Source organism: Cutibacterium sp. KB22876 (assembly GCF_059728865.1).
In genome coordinates this window covers 1301597-1315113 of sequence record NZ_AP040858.1, presented here as the reverse complement: position 1 = coordinate 1315113, position 13517 = coordinate 1301597, and the positions used below count along the sequence as shown (strand labels likewise).

Sequence of the window (13517 nt, the reverse complement as noted above, 5' to 3'; positions counted from 1 at the left end):
CCCTTCCATCATGTCAGTCGTGGTCGAGGTCTGCGGTGGAAAGGTCTGCACGAGGCGCCTTGGTGACGAGTTTGTGACCGAGCCACAGCGCCAGGAAGACCGGAATGGTGATGTACGCGACGACCATGCCGGTGACGTCACCGCTGAGAACGGCGTCACGGCCCTGCCCCAGGGTGACGATGACGCACAGGACGCCGGCCACGATCGGCCCGGCCGGGTACCAACGCGCCTGATATGGCAATTCGGACAAATCATGCCCCTGTGCCAGGAAGGCGCGCCTGAACTGGATGTGACATATCGCAATGCCAATCCAGGCGATGAACCCACACAGTCCGGAGATGTTGACCAACCAGGTGTAGGCCTGGCCAGAACCAACCAAGGACGCGGCGAAGCAGGCTGCACCGACGAGGGTGGTGACGATGAGTGCCGGCACCGGGATACCGCGTCGGTTGGTGGTGCCGAGGATGCTGGGGGCCTTGCCCTCCCGCGCGAGGGCATAGAGCATCCGGGTGGAGGCGTAGAGACCTGAGTTGCCGGCTGAGAGCACCGAGGTGAGGATGACGGCGTTCAGGACGGCTGCGGCCGCGGCGACTCCGGCTCGCTTCAGTACCAGGGTGAAGGGACTGACGGCGACGTCGGTCACCTCGCCAGCAAGCAGGTTCGGGTCCGTGTAGGGCAACAGCAGCCCGATGACCGCGATGGCGCCGATGTAGAAGATCATGATCCGCCAGAAGATCTGCTTAGTGGCCTTGGGAATGGCCGTGTCAGGATCCTTCGACTCCCCCGCCGCGATACCGATGAGCTCGGTGCCCTGGAATGAGAATCCGGCGATGAGGAAAACCGTCATGATGCCGCCGAAGCCGTGGACGAAGGGGGCATCGCCGTGATGCCAGTTGGAGACCCCCGGGGAGTTGCCCATGATGCCCGCGATCATGAGGATGCCAAGGACCAGGAAGACGAGGACTGCAGCCACCTTGATGATGGCGAACCAGAACTCTCCCTCGCCATAGGCCCGCGCGGACAACACGTTCAGCAGGAACAGCAGGGCCAGGAACCCGGCTGACCACATCCATGACGGCACACTTGGCCACCAGTAGGCCATGACGATCGAGGCGGCAGCGAGCTCAGCGGCCACCGTGATGGCCCAGTTGAACCAATAATTCCAGCCCAGCGCGAAGCCGAAGGACGGGGAGACGAATCTGGTCGCGTAGGTCTCGAAGGTTCCCGGTACCGGGAGATAGGAACTCATCTCCCCCAGGGACTGCATGAGCAGGAAGACCATGAGTCCCATGGCCAGGTAGGCCACCAGGGCTCCGCCCGGTCCGGCCTGGGAGATGGTGGCGCCGGATGCCACGAAGAGGCCGGTCCCGATAGCCCCGCCGATCGCGATCATGTTCATGTGGCGCGAGGAGAGCCCACGCTTTAATTCGCCGTCCATGGTGGTCCTCAGATAGGAGCGCCCCGCCCTTCTGGACGCGGTTTTGGTCACTCTACCGTTCCAGGACACCTCCTCGCCCATACCCCGTATGGCAACCAGGGCAGAAGGCAGGGGCGCCCCAGCATGTCGTCGGAACGCCCCTGGAATGCGCTTGAATCAGGCCTTCTTGACGGCCTCGAGAGCAGCATCGTAGTCGGGCTCGGTGGTGATCTCGTCGACCAGCTGGGTGTAGGCCACCTTGCCCTCGGCGTCCACGACGATGACGGCGCGGGCCAGCAGGTGCTGCATCGGGCCGTCGGCGAGGGTGACGCCGAGATCCTTGCCGAAGTGGGAGCGGAAGGCCGAGGCGACGACGACGTTCTCGATTCCCTCGGCGCCGCAGAAGCGGGCCTGGGCGAAGGGAAGGTCACGGGAAACGCACAGCACGGTGGTGTCGTCGAGTCCGGCAGCCTTCTCGTTGAAGGTGCGCACGCTCTTCGCGCAGACACCGGTGTCGAGGCTCGGGAAGATGTTGAGGACGAGCTTCTCACCCTTGAGCTCGTCGCTGGTCAGCTCCGACAGATCGGTCTTGACGAGGGTGAATGACGGAAGATCGGATCCAACCTGGGGCAGGTCGGCGACGGTGTTGACGGTTTGTCCCTTGAAAGCAGTAGTGGCCATATTCGCACTTTATGCGGCTTCAGCCTCCAACCACGAGGATCTGGTCGGCTTTCAGTCGCGAGTGAACAGCTCCGACGCCGCGTCCAAAGCACACACCTCGTCATGGGACAAGGTCAGATCGGTGGCGGCGAGCAACGGACCGAGTTGATCCACGGTGCGCGCCGAGGCGATCGGTGCAGTGACACCCTTGGCCATCAGCCACGCCAACGAGACCGACGTCACCTCGACGCCGTGGTCACCGGCGATCTCCCTCAGCTGGTCGAGAACCGTGAAGGCCGCCTTTTCGTGCTCGTCGTCAGGCAGGTACGCCGCCATCATCGATTCCCTGGCAACACCGTGGAGGTCGTCACGGGTGGCGTACTTGCCGGTCAGAAAGCCCGATGCCAGCGAGAAGTACGGGAAGAGGGCCAGATTGTACTCACTGGCCAGCTGGCCGTACCCCTGGGGATCCTCGACGTCGGCGCGGTGCAGCAGGTTGTACTGAGGCTGCAGAGCGATCGGACTCGCCAGCCCCTCGTGCTCGGCCACCTCGAGCCACTTCTGCTCCCGGGTCACCGAGAAGTTCGACAGACCGACCCAACGCACCTTGCCAGCCTTGACGAGCTTGTCGAAAGCTACGGCCATGTCCTCGATCTGCTGGTTGTCGTCGTCGTAATGGGCGTAGTAGAGATCGATGTGGTCGGTGTGGAGCCTCACCAGGGAGGCATCGACAGCAGCCGAGATGTTCTCAGCGGACAGCCCCCTGAACTCGGGGTGGGTGGCCACCTTCGTCGCGATGAGGATGTCGTCGCGATGGCCGCCTTTCTCGAGCCATGATCCGATGATCGTCTCTGATTCACCGCCCACATTCCCCTCGGCCCAGTGGGAATAGCCGTCAGCGGTGTCGACCAGCGAGCCCCCGGCGCCGAGGAAGGCGTCCAGGATGGCGTGGGAGTCGTGCTCGTCGGCAGTCCAGCCGAAGGTATTGGCTCCCAACACCAGCGGCCTGATGTCCAGATCGGTGCCAGGGATGCGCGTCATAAGGCCTCCTCGTCGGCCCCGGGATCAGGAACGGTCGACCAGATCGATGTCGACCATGATCTCGGTGGCAATGGATTCCAGTTCCGAGCGTAGATCCTCAAGGGTCGTCGCGTTCGTGATCCGGCACTGCACCTCGGCCTCGAAGAGGATGCCGTCGCCCATCGGAGCCTCGCGCAGGCCGGTGGACAAGTCATCGATAGTGACACCGAGACGGGCCATGGTGACCGTCACCTTGTGGATGATGCCGGGATGGTCGTGGCCCACGAGGTGGACCACGAGGACGGCCTCGTCCTCGTCATCCTGTGCGGTCGTGTCGGTGACGGTGACCCGCAGCCCCTTGGCCTCGAGGGTTCCGAGGTCGTCCTTGAGAGCCTCGACCTTGAAGTCCTCGATGCCGACGAGGACGATTCCGGCGAAGGCACCGGCAAGCCGAGCCATGCGACTGTCAAGCCAGTTCGCGCCGTGACTGGCAATGATTCCGGACAGGTCGGAGACGAGTCCGGCGCGATCCGCGCCGACCGCGGTGAGCAAGAGCTGAGACATGGCACGAGTCTACGTGACCCGGGTCACCACCGTGCCCGGGTGGTCGCGGTGGGGCCGTCGAATTCCGTGAACCCGGCATCGACGACCCTCACTCGAGCGATATCGGCATCCCAGTGCGCGACAGTCGGGGTGACGACGCGAACACGGAAGCCGTCTCGACGCCAGTTCTCCAGCGCTCGTCGGTCATCGTCAGTGCCGGTGCTCATAGCCTCGTGAGCGAGCTGGGCGGCGTGACCGCACTGGGCACAGGCCTTGCCGGTCGTCATGGTGGTGCGGGGATTGATCTCGATGGTGACGACGGAATCCGAGGTGGCGGACTGGCCGTCTGCGGGCAGATTCGTGCCGGAGACCTGCAGCTTGTCGATCTGTCTGGGCTGCGGATGGACAGGGGCCGGAACGAAGGCCCGAACCATCGCCGGCCCGGTTCCGGGAGCGGCATCGGCCGGTGGATACTGACTGACGGTGACGCCGTTGAGGGCCTGGACGTCGTCCCATCTCTTCCCAGAAGCTCGCCGGACGATCTTACGGATGCGCTTGTCCGACCATTGCTGGACGGCGTCGTGCCACGGGCCCCCTGGTGCCGTCCGAGGATCGTCAAGGAGGGAGACGACGGCGCGGGCAGCCGCCTCGCAGGCATCCACTTCGCGCGCCGGAAAACGTTTGTCACGAAGCAATACCAGCTGCATAGCCCAAGGGTCAGGTTCGCGGTCGGGTGTGGTCACTCGGGGCAGGCTACCCGCCTGCCCCGACGAGACGCGAGGATGGTCGTTGTCACCGCAGCACATCTGCAAGACTCGAAGACGTGCGGAGCATTATCTGGGACATGGGCGGAACGCTGGTCGACACATACCCGGAGGTCGACCAGACACTCGCAGAGGTCGTGTGGCCCGAACCGACCGAGCAGCAGCTCTTCGAGGTCGCGCACCTGAGGTCGGAGTCGATAGCCCACGCCATCGAGGTCTTAGTCGAACAGTATGACGTCTCTTCCGAGCTGCTCGACGATGCCTACACCTTGTTGAAGAAGAAGTGGGCGCACGATCCCGCCCCGCTGATGGCTGGAGCAGCAGAGGTCATGGCGGCCGTGCGGCGCGGCGGTGGCCTCAACCTCGTCGCCACCCATCGTGATCGCGCCAGCGCCGAGAACCTCTTCCACGCCCTGGGAGTGCAGGTGGACGACCTCGTGTGCGCCCCTGATGGTTTCGCACGCAAACCTGACCCCCAGATGAATCTGGTACTCATGGAGCGTCATGGGCTGGATCCGTCCGAGGTCATCGCAGTGGGCGATCGTCCCATTGACATCGACGCCGCGCGAGCCGCAGGGATCGAGGGATTCCTGCTGTCCTCCGAGCCTTACCCGAGCACTACGACGATCGGTAGCTTGACGGAGTTGCTGGATCGTCTGTGAACGCGAACGGATCGCGGTCGGGGTCCGTCTGGACCTCCAGCTCGACCTCTCGAAGCACCCTTTCGGCAGTCTCCTTGCCCTCCAGATGTGCGATGAGGGCTGCGGTCATGTCCATACCTGCAGCAACCCCTGACGAGGTCCACCGATCACGGTCATGCACCCATCGTGCTCGTGGCTCCCACCTGACGTCCCGGCCATGGGAGGACGCCCAGGTGAAGGCCCGCTTGTTCGAGGTTGCCCGGTAGCCCTCCAGCAGGCCAGCTGCGGCCAGCAAGGCGGATCCGGTGCACACCGCCGAGATGATGGATGCGGGAGCAGTCCATCCACGCAGCCGGGTCAGGAAGGAGCGATCGTCAACCAGGGATCGCGTCCCCATTCCACCTGGGATCAGGACGATGTCGTGACCGGCGGAGGCATCCATGTCCTCGGTGGCCATGACCACCGCCCCCTGACTGCTGTGAACCGGGCCAGGTTCGACGGCGCAGAACGTCACCTCGTACCGGTCCGACAACCGACTCCACAGTTCAACCGGGCCGAAGACGTCGAGGAGTTCGAAGCCGTCGAAAAGGAGGACACCGACCTGTCGACTCATGCGATAAGGATATCTTCACCGCAAGCGTGTCGGCGGTGACGTCATCTGCTGCTGAGGGGTTTTCCGCCTCAGCGTGCACATCCATGCCGCTCCCAAGGCGGTCGTGAGGACCAGCGTGACGGTAGGAAAGACCGATACCAGCAGCACTTATGCTTGCTCGTAAGCTTCGCCTACAAGAGGGTGATGCCATGCGTGTACTCATCATTGGTGGCACTGGAACTATTGGCTCCAAGGCAGCTGCGGCATTTGAGGAGCTAGGCGATGAGGTAATTACCGTCGGTCGTAGTACCGAAGTATCAGTAGATCTTGAAGATCTATCCTCTATCACTGAGATGTTCAACAAAGTAGGTAGGGTTGATGCTGTTGCGACAACCACGGGATCGGCCCCGTTTGTTTCCATCGAGGATGCCACAGCGGACAATTTCCAGGCGGGAATCAGCAGCAAGATGCTTGCTCAACTCAATGCCGTGGTCTATTGCCTTCCGTACCTCAATGACGGTGGCTCGATTACCATGACGACAGGCATCTTGACCCAACACCCTGTCCCAGGGAGCCTGATTGCTACCGCGGCGAACGCAGGGGTTGAGGGTTTCGTCAGGGCTGCAGTGTCGTCCTTACCGCGGAGCATCAGGATTAATGCTGTGAGTCCGACGATGCTCAAGGAAGCTCGTAAGGCATTCGGACCCTCTTTTGTCGGCTTTAAGCCAGTGTCTGGCACCGAGGTGGCCCAGGGCTACGTTCGTAGTGCTCATGGAATTGAAAGTGGGCAGATTTTCCAGATCTGGGGTTGCGCGGCTCTTCACAATCCGGGGGTGAAGGGCCGGTCTGAACCCGCCGACTTCGAGCAGGCTTCTGGCGATATAGTGGGTCGGGTTCCGGAACTCAAGGACGGTGCCGCGCAGATGTTCCAGACGTCGGTTGATCGCTTCGGTGGGGCCGTTGCTGGAACCTTGGTAGTCGAAGAATGCGAGGATGTCGTCGCGTCGCTTGGCCAGGGTGCGGTCGAGCTTGGCGACTTCGACCAGGGCCGTGGAGATGGGCTTGCCAAGCGCGCCAATGAGCTTGGCCATGGCGTCTTGTCTTCGGATCTCACAGTGGTGCGGTAGGCGGCGATCATGGTCTGGTAGACGCCCCAGGTGGCTTCAACCTCGACATGCCAGTCATTAACGAGCAAAGCGTCGAGCCGACCTTTCTGCTTGTCAGTCAAAAGACCAGCGCCGGTGTGAAGAGTTCGGCGAGCTTGGTAGAGCGGATGGTGCTTGCGTCCGCGCGTGCCATGGAGCTCGGCCTGGACCCGACGTCGACACAGGTCGAGTGCGTCGCCGGCCAGCCGGATCACGTGGAGGGGGGCCATCACCGTGATCACTTTCGGAATCTCTCCCGTGGCGCCGTCTTAAAGCCGGTAAACCCATCTACGATCCTTACCCCGTCGCACCAGGCCTGGGGTTGGGTTGCGAGCCAGGTCTTGAAGGACTGTTTCGACCGGCCTTCAACCATCGCCAACAACCGGCTGGGCCCGTTGCCAATGCTGACAGGGGTGAGGTCGATGACCACGGTGATGTACTTGTCCCCGCAGCGGGTGTGACGCCACACGTGCTCATCCGCCCCGACCACATTGTCGAGTCGGCCGGGTTTGTCGGTCAGCAGCCGGTGTCCTTCGGCCAAGAAGGCATCGTTGGCGGTGTTTCAGGTAACACTATGCCCAGCAGCGATGCGGTTCATGGACAGGTGGTTGTCCACGAGCGCTTCCGACGACCATCGCAGCGCGCCCGTGGACAAGCACGAGCGCGGCTGCGCCGCGCTCGACAGGTCTTGGCGCCAGACATGTCCGCAGCCGGTGCTGATAGCGGCGCAGACGGACCCGCAGGATGGTGAGGTGTCAGCCGAACGGGGCATGTGCCAGTTCACGGGTCACGCTGTCACGTAGTGATCCATGGCGACCGCAGCGATGACACCAGTAACCCGGCGTGGGCCGGGCGACACAACAGGATGGCGCGTTCAGGGCTGAGATGCTGGCCGATAACCCACAAGCCGGGGTCGACCAAGCGGCAGAACATGGGCAGATCAGGGGTGATGTAGCTACATTGGGGCATATCGAGGTCTTTGGTGAGGCAGTGTAGGAACTCCCATCATCCAATAACCTCGGCCCCTGTCCAACACGGGGCAATTACCATTGCCTACACCCTCACCTGTGAAGATCCAATTATCCCACGGAGGTCATAAGATCAGCTCAATTGATCTAAAGAGAGACAACACCCAGCTAGGAAACAACACTCTACGGCCACAAAACGCTGCCCCTCCGACAGCGGACTACAAGCATCCAAAAACTCCCCAGAAGAAGGAACTGATTTCTCAGTCCAACTTCTGGGAAGCAGTTCACACTGTCGGGAACTCTTACGCGAACGCCGCCGCCGAGGCTGGGAATCGTCTCTACAAGAAGGAGCTGATCTGGTCGAAGGGCCCTTGGCGCTCCACTGAGACTGTCGAACTCGTCACCTTGACCTGGGTCGACTGGTATAATACTCGGCGCCTCCAGGCCACTGCGACGACCTACCCACAACCACCTATCAAGGCAACTACTACGCTGACTACCAACCCGCCCCGCCACTCGTCAGCACGGCATAACACGCCCTCGACCAAACTCGGGGCGACTCACCCTTGCATTATCAGGTCGACTGAGCAAGAGGACCGTACTGCGCGGCAACGGTCATCAGCCGCTCAGCGATAGTGACTACCCCCCGTGCACGCCAATCCTCCAGGTCCGTACCCTGAGCCCATGCGTTAAACGCACCCATCGCGGGGCCACACTGAATCTGAAGGTCGGCACGCCAATCCTCGTCGCCGTCGATCGCAGCCCGCGTGGCGCGCGCGAAATACCATTTCATCACCGAAGCAAGCATGACCTTAGGGTCACGCTCGCAGACTACCCAGCGCTCAGACGAGACGTGTCTGCGGACTGATTCTTTCACATGAGAAATAGGCTGCTTGAAGATCTGGTGCTCCAATTTTGAGCGCACTGCCGGATCTATGGCTTCTAGGCTAGGGGTATTCAGATAGACATCATGCAACATCTGAGCACGTGCCGGGAACAACAGCCCTCGGCGGACCACCTGAACAATCCCTCCGACCTCGAACATATCGCCCGCTATGCACTTGCGGGTGTCCTGGAATGACAAAGAGGCCAGCAATTCCTTGGTCAAGTCCGACGTGCCAGCTTCGTGAGTACATTGATTGATCGAGCCAGTAACGACATAGTCAGCACCCATGGCAAAGGCCGCTGCGATGCTCTCAGGGCATCCCAACCCGCCAGCCGCCCCCATGAGAATCGGATGTGGGAAGGAGACTTCCATCTCCAACGAACGCACAAGACGAGCAATCGCAGGGAAGGCAGCGACGAGAACCGCCCCATCCGTATGGCCACCAGAATCGCCTTCCACCGTGATGGCGTCGGCGAGCGGCACGTGTACGACCAAATCTGCTTGTTCAGGGGTGATGATCTCTTCGGCAACAAGCCGATCAAGCCTGCGTTGTTTAGGTGGCAGCACGAACTGTCGAGCCACCTCTGGGTGGGACAGCTTGGCAATGACCTTGTGTTCGGGGATGATCTCGCCAGTGGAAGATCGATGCAGGCCCATCGCACGATAACGGATCAGTTGGTCAGTGACCTCAATGAACGCACCTGCCTCCACCAGCTTGACGTTTTCTGCCAACAGCATGTCAACGAACGAAACTTCACGCTCAGGATGGTTCAGCGGGGCCATGTAGCTCACAGCAAAGGGGGCCTCGGAACCGGCAGCCGCACGAATCTGGCGGATCCCGTCACGCGCCTCAGCGAGGGTCAGGCCGCCCGTCCCATAGCTGACAAGGATGCCAGCACGGGCGCACTCAGTCACCATTGAAACCGACGAGATGGCCTTATACATTGCCCCGACCATATAGGGCATCCTGACTCCGAAATCCGTGCGGAACCGCTCCGAACCCAAGGAAGCCGGATCTGAATCCTCAGGATGAGATGGACTGGTGATATGCCCCGTATAGACGCTCATACCGTATCCTTATGGCTAGAAGTTCTGACTCTCGACGACAGGACGCCTGCTGTCGAAACGTAACGCTGGAAGACCCTGATTCGGCGTCTTCGACCGATCGGGAAAGGCGGACATGCCCCTCACACCGAACGTCCTACCCCGTTTGCTCCCGAAAAATGTAGTTGCCGTCGAACTATGCGATGACGTCACAGAAATACTCTATCCAGAAGAAGAGCACTTCATCGCCCGCGCTGTGAACAAGCGAGTACGAGAATTCACGACCGTGCGAGCGTGCGCGCGCTTGGCGCTAGAGAGGCTCGATCTTCGTCGTCCAGTGCAAGTACCGGGACCACGAGGAGAACCGACCTGGCCCACCGGGATCGTCGGTGCAATGACTCATTGCCAGGGCTATCGAGCCGCGACAGTGGCTCGTGCCAGCGATTTCCACTCGCTCGGAATCGATGCAGAGCCCAACTCACCGCTTCCCCCCCGTATTCGCTCCAGTGTCCTCTCTCCAGCGGAGATGCATCACGCGAGTGCTTTGGCCGAAGTACAGCCTGGCGTCGCATGGGAACGGTTGATGTTCAGTGCCAAAGAATCCGTTTTCAAGGCGTGGTATCCGCTGGCAAAAACGTGGCTCGGATTCGACGATGGCGAGATCACGTTCAAGCTGGACCACACCTTTTGTGCCAGATTGCACCGGTCGCACCTTCCACCCGAGTTGCAGGGTCGATCGTTGCAAGGGACATGGGACTGCTCGCACAACCTTCTTGTAACCGCCCTGACCGTTGAAACCTCCAACTACACAACATCACATCGCCAGACCGCCGTCGACCCGAACGACCGTACCGGTGACATAAGTGCTATCGGACCCGGCGAGGAATGAGACCACCCCCGCAACTTCCTCGGGCAATCCAACACGGCGCATCGGGATATGTGTCGTCTGGTCGTCCTGCACAAGGTTGATAGCCATGTCCGTGTTGATCACACCGGGCGCGACGGCGTTGCAACGCACGCCACGTTCGGCGAGCTCACGTGCCACCGACTTGGTCAGTCCGATCAAGCCAGCCTTCGCCGCCGCGTAGTTCGATTGCCCAGCGTTGCCGGAAATCCCTGAAACCGACGATACGTTGATGATCGAACCAGTTCGTTGCCTCAGCAACCCTAAGTAGCACTCTCGAATCAGCAAGAACGCACCACGCAAATTCACGTCCATAACGCGATCAAAGTCCTCATCATTGATCATTGCCGTCACGTTGTCACGAATGATGCCGGCATTGTTGACCAATACCTGTGGTTGTCCTAGGTCCTGCTGAACACGTTTGACGAGCGCTTTAACCTGAACAGAGTCACTGACGTCGCAGGCGTATCCTTGGGCTCGCTGACCAGCGGCAGTGATCGCTCGGCACGTCTCATCAGTGGCGCTCACTGACGACGACGCCACCACAGCGACGTCGAATCCATCGCGCCCCAGCCTTTCAGCGATTGCTCGCCCTATCCCCCGAGAACCGCCAGTCACCAGAGCGACGGGGCTCATGAAGCAACCTCGGTCCGCATCAGCACATCAATGATGTCGGCGATATTCTGCGCGGCAGCAAAATCAATGGGGGATGTCCATATGCCCAATTCATCCATAGCGTCGGTAAGGATGTCGGCCCGATCGACAGAATTAGCCCCCAACTCACGAAGGCTATCGGTTTGCTCAATCGGCGCGCTTTCCGATAATTCCAAAATCTCGCGCGTCACTCGAGCCAAGGTCTCCAATACTGTATTACGACTCAACATCCTCGTTCCTCCTTGATGATCAGTTGGTGTACAAACTTGCGATCCTTTCGGCCACTTCAGGCCGATGAATTGTCTGCTCATGCATCTCTAGTTCTGTGCCAATTTGCGCTGGTAATCGCCGTCGCAGATCAGCAACCAAAGTGTCTTTCAGAGTGACCAGTGAGTGGCGGGTCCGCTCGGCATAAATACGTGCAAGCGCCATGGCCTTATCAAGTACCTTCGCCCGCGGAACGACCTCCCCAGGCAGCCCTCGGCGAGCAAGTTCAACACCCCGATAGGTCTTAGCGCTCAGCAGCATTTCGTTGCCGAGGACAGACCCCAAGCGAGCCGGGAAGATGAGCGTCGATCCAAATCCAGGGGTAAATCCATACTTCATGAATGTTGCCCCATAAACGCCTTCCTGCGCAAATACTATTGAATCAGCGAACAAACCTAACGAAAGACCACCGCCAATAGCGTGCCCTTGCATCGCTGCCACCACTGGCACAGGGCAAGACAAAGGCAACGAGTACACCTCTGCTCCAGAGTCATTGCCCAAGAAATTTGTCTTGCCTTCGTGAATCTCCTGCAACGCTTCCTTGGTACCCCCGCAGCAAAAGTAGGGCCCAATGCCCGTCATCACCACGGCGCGCACCGACTCATCAGAAGACACCGAGGAAAATGACGACTGAAGTCCCGCAAGTAATTCTGCAGAAAAGGTATTCGCCCCCGCCTGATCACACATCTGGATCAGGGCTACCCCCTCGTGTGGGTACGTCAATTCAACCGGGATCACGCGCCCACCCACTCGTACTCACGGTGGAACTCTCGGATGCGCTTGAGCACAAGATGCGGCCCGCCCACACGGCGCACTCCGGGAATCAGATCCAAGTCTAAATCAACATTTCGCGTGCCAAAACCAACCTCATTATTGGTGCGCAGCAGCATCTCGTACTCGTCGATGGACAGCCGGTAACGATCGTCAAGCCGCTGACCAACATTCATACGAGCAAGCGCCTCCTGGCTGTTGTGGTCAAAGACACCGCTGTAGAACTCGGAGGAACACCCAGAGCCATACGAGAACAAGCCTAGTCGCCGAGCCTGACTGACGTCAGCATGCACGATGGCGCTCAACATGTTCAGGTACACCGTGGCACCCATAGCATTGCCTACTCGCTGGCAATAGCGAATCCCCGGGAGTACACGGGTCTCGAAGTCCCGATCGATATCTGCCTGCGCCTTGACCTTGGCAACACGACGCATCATTGTCCGGTGAGCTCCGCGCACCATCCCCCCAAAGGGCGTGTGGAAACTCAGGTAATCAAAGGTCTTCTGATAGTCCACACCAGCGACGCGCGAGGCATAGTCACGGTAAGCATTCTCACAACAATCGAGATATGACAATAGAGATAAGTCCGCATCGCCTGCCTCGCTATCCGGAATCGGGCGACACGTATCCATCACTTCATAACTGTGCATGCCATGGGCCCCAGGGTCAACCCGAAGGATTTCCGGCTCCAGTCCAACAACCATGGCTATCGCACCGGCTCCACCACTCGGCTCAGCAAAAGACCAATCTGATTGGAGCGCCTCGCCAGCATTCGCTGCATTGAACCTCGCGAGATCAGTTGCCACCACCAGAGCCTTCGCCCCAGGGGACATTTCAGAACGCACATATGACAGCGCGGTCATGAAACCAGCCGTGCCGGAATAGCAGGCATTCTTTACTTCAAAGAGGCGGCAGCGACGTGACAGGCCAAGCTGGTCGTGAATATAGGTGCTCATCGACTTACCAAAATCGATACCAGACTCGGTACTGGTAATCACCATATCGATCTTGCTTCGTTCCGCGCTACTCATAGCGTCAATCAGCGGCTTGGCGGCGTTCACACCGTATGAGACCGGATCCTCATAAGGAAGAGGCACCGAACGCTGAAGCATGAGCAGGTTTTCAAACCTCTCGTTGTCCAGATTTCGGTAGCGCGCCAATTCCGTGACATCAAGATAAGCGCTCCCCCCGTAGAAGTTCATGGCTTCGATGCCTGCTGTGCGAGTCATGCTCGGGTCCTT

The 13517-nt window shown here is 60.1% G+C and carries 13 protein-coding genes and 3 pseudogenes; 4 read left to right on the top strand and 12 right to left on the bottom strand.

The genetic code is table 11. From position 1 onward, the window contains the following. Positions 1-13 precede the first annotated feature (13 nt). The 5 genes from AC6I1W_RS05900 to AC6I1W_RS05880 all read right to left on the bottom strand — a co-directional run bounded on the left by AC6I1W_RS05900 (position 14) and on the right by AC6I1W_RS05880 (position 4347). Entirely contained in the window at positions 14-1438 is a 1425-nt protein-coding gene (locus tag AC6I1W_RS05900) for an amino acid permease (protein ID WP_270235622.1), read from the bottom strand. Between the two features lie 156 nt (positions 1439-1594). Beyond that, on the bottom strand, positions 1595-2098 hold the full coding sequence (tpx, locus tag AC6I1W_RS05895) for a thiol peroxidase (protein WP_065674152.1): 504 nt from the start codon (positions 2096-2098) through the stop codon (positions 1595-1597). Positions 2099-2149: 51 nt separating this feature from the next. Beyond that, entirely contained in the window at positions 2150-3118 is a 969-nt protein-coding gene (locus AC6I1W_RS05890) for an aldo/keto reductase (RefSeq protein ID WP_065674153.1), read from the bottom strand. Positions 3119-3142: 24 nt separating this feature from the next. Next, complete coding sequence (locus tag AC6I1W_RS05885) at positions 3143-3661, bottom strand: glycine cleavage system transcriptional repressor (RefSeq protein ID WP_065674154.1); 519 nt, start codon at positions 3659-3661, stop codon at positions 3143-3145. 23 nt (positions 3662-3684) lie between these two features. Next, positions 3685-4347, bottom strand: a complete 663-nt coding sequence (locus tag AC6I1W_RS05880; protein ID WP_117189347.1) for a peptidyl-tRNA hydrolase — start codon at positions 4345-4347, stop codon at positions 3685-3687. Positions 4348-4373: 26 nt separating this feature from the next. Here AC6I1W_RS05880 and AC6I1W_RS05875 point away from each other — a divergent pair, with 26 nt between their 5' ends. Then, positions 4374-5066 (top strand): HAD-IA family hydrolase, encoded by a 693-nt coding sequence (locus AC6I1W_RS05875; protein WP_486703030.1) that lies wholly within the window; start codon positions 4374-4376, stop codon positions 5064-5066. Here AC6I1W_RS05875 and AC6I1W_RS05870 read toward each other — a convergent pair. Beyond that, complete coding sequence (locus AC6I1W_RS05870; protein WP_117189349.1) at positions 5023-5658, bottom strand: DJ-1/PfpI family protein; 636 nt, start codon at positions 5656-5658, stop codon at positions 5023-5025. The two genes, AC6I1W_RS05875 and AC6I1W_RS05870, sit on opposite strands and share 44 nt — an antisense overlap. A gap of 149 nt (positions 5659-5807) precedes the next feature. On the opposite strand from AC6I1W_RS05870, the pseudogene AC6I1W_RS05865 reads away from it, so the two are divergent. Continuing rightward, positions 5808-6431, top strand: a pseudogene (locus AC6I1W_RS05865) (short chain dehydrogenase); the annotation flags it as partial. 33 nt (positions 6432-6464) lie between these two features. Here the strand turns inward: AC6I1W_RS05865 and AC6I1W_RS05860 are convergent. Next, positions 6465-7751: pseudogene (locus AC6I1W_RS05860) on the bottom strand (ISL3 family transposase); the annotation flags it as partial. A 281-nt stretch (positions 7752-8032) separates the two neighbouring features. Between AC6I1W_RS05860 and AC6I1W_RS05855 the strand changes: the two are divergent. Then, positions 8033-8191 (top strand): annotated as a pseudogene (locus AC6I1W_RS05855) (integrase core domain-containing protein); the annotation flags it as partial. A 133-nt stretch (positions 8192-8324) separates the two neighbouring features. On the opposite strand, the gene AC6I1W_RS05850 reads toward AC6I1W_RS05855, so the two are convergent. After that, positions 8325-9704: a PfaD family polyunsaturated fatty acid/polyketide biosynthesis protein gene (locus AC6I1W_RS05850; RefSeq protein ID WP_117189351.1), complete on the bottom strand. Its 1380-nt coding sequence runs from the start codon at positions 9702-9704 to the stop codon at positions 8325-8327. A 112-nt stretch (positions 9705-9816) separates the two neighbouring features. Between AC6I1W_RS05850 and AC6I1W_RS05845 the strand changes: the two genes are divergently transcribed. Then, positions 9817-10569, top strand: coding sequence for a 4'-phosphopantetheinyl transferase family protein (locus tag AC6I1W_RS05845; RefSeq protein ID WP_117189352.1), 753 nt, complete (start codon positions 9817-9819; stop codon positions 10567-10569). Here AC6I1W_RS05845 and fabG read toward each other — a convergent pair. Genes fabG through AC6I1W_RS05825 form a run of 4 tightly spaced genes read right to left on the bottom strand, consistent with a single transcriptional unit; the run spans position 10495 to position 13505 of the window. Next, positions 10495-11220 (bottom strand): 3-oxoacyl-ACP reductase FabG, encoded by a 726-nt coding sequence (gene fabG / locus AC6I1W_RS05840; RefSeq protein ID WP_117189353.1) that lies wholly within the window; start codon positions 11218-11220, stop codon positions 10495-10497. The genes AC6I1W_RS05845 and fabG overlap by 75 nt on opposite strands. Next, positions 11217-11468: a phosphopantetheine-binding protein gene (locus AC6I1W_RS05835; RefSeq protein WP_171048587.1), complete on the bottom strand. Its 252-nt coding sequence runs from the start codon at positions 11466-11468 to the stop codon at positions 11217-11219. Before AC6I1W_RS05835 ends, fabG begins: the two co-directional genes overlap by 4 nt. A 19-nt stretch (positions 11469-11487) precedes the next feature. Next, a complete protein-coding gene (locus tag AC6I1W_RS05830) occupies positions 11488-12243 on the bottom strand; it encodes a polyketide synthase (RefSeq protein WP_249361235.1) in 756 nt (251 codons plus the stop codon). After that, positions 12240-13505: a hydroxymethylglutaryl-CoA synthase family protein gene (locus AC6I1W_RS05825; protein ID WP_117189355.1), complete on the bottom strand. Its 1266-nt coding sequence runs from the start codon at positions 13503-13505 to the stop codon at positions 12240-12242. Before AC6I1W_RS05825 ends, AC6I1W_RS05830 begins: the two co-directional genes overlap by 4 nt. Positions 13506-13517 lie beyond the last annotated feature (12 nt).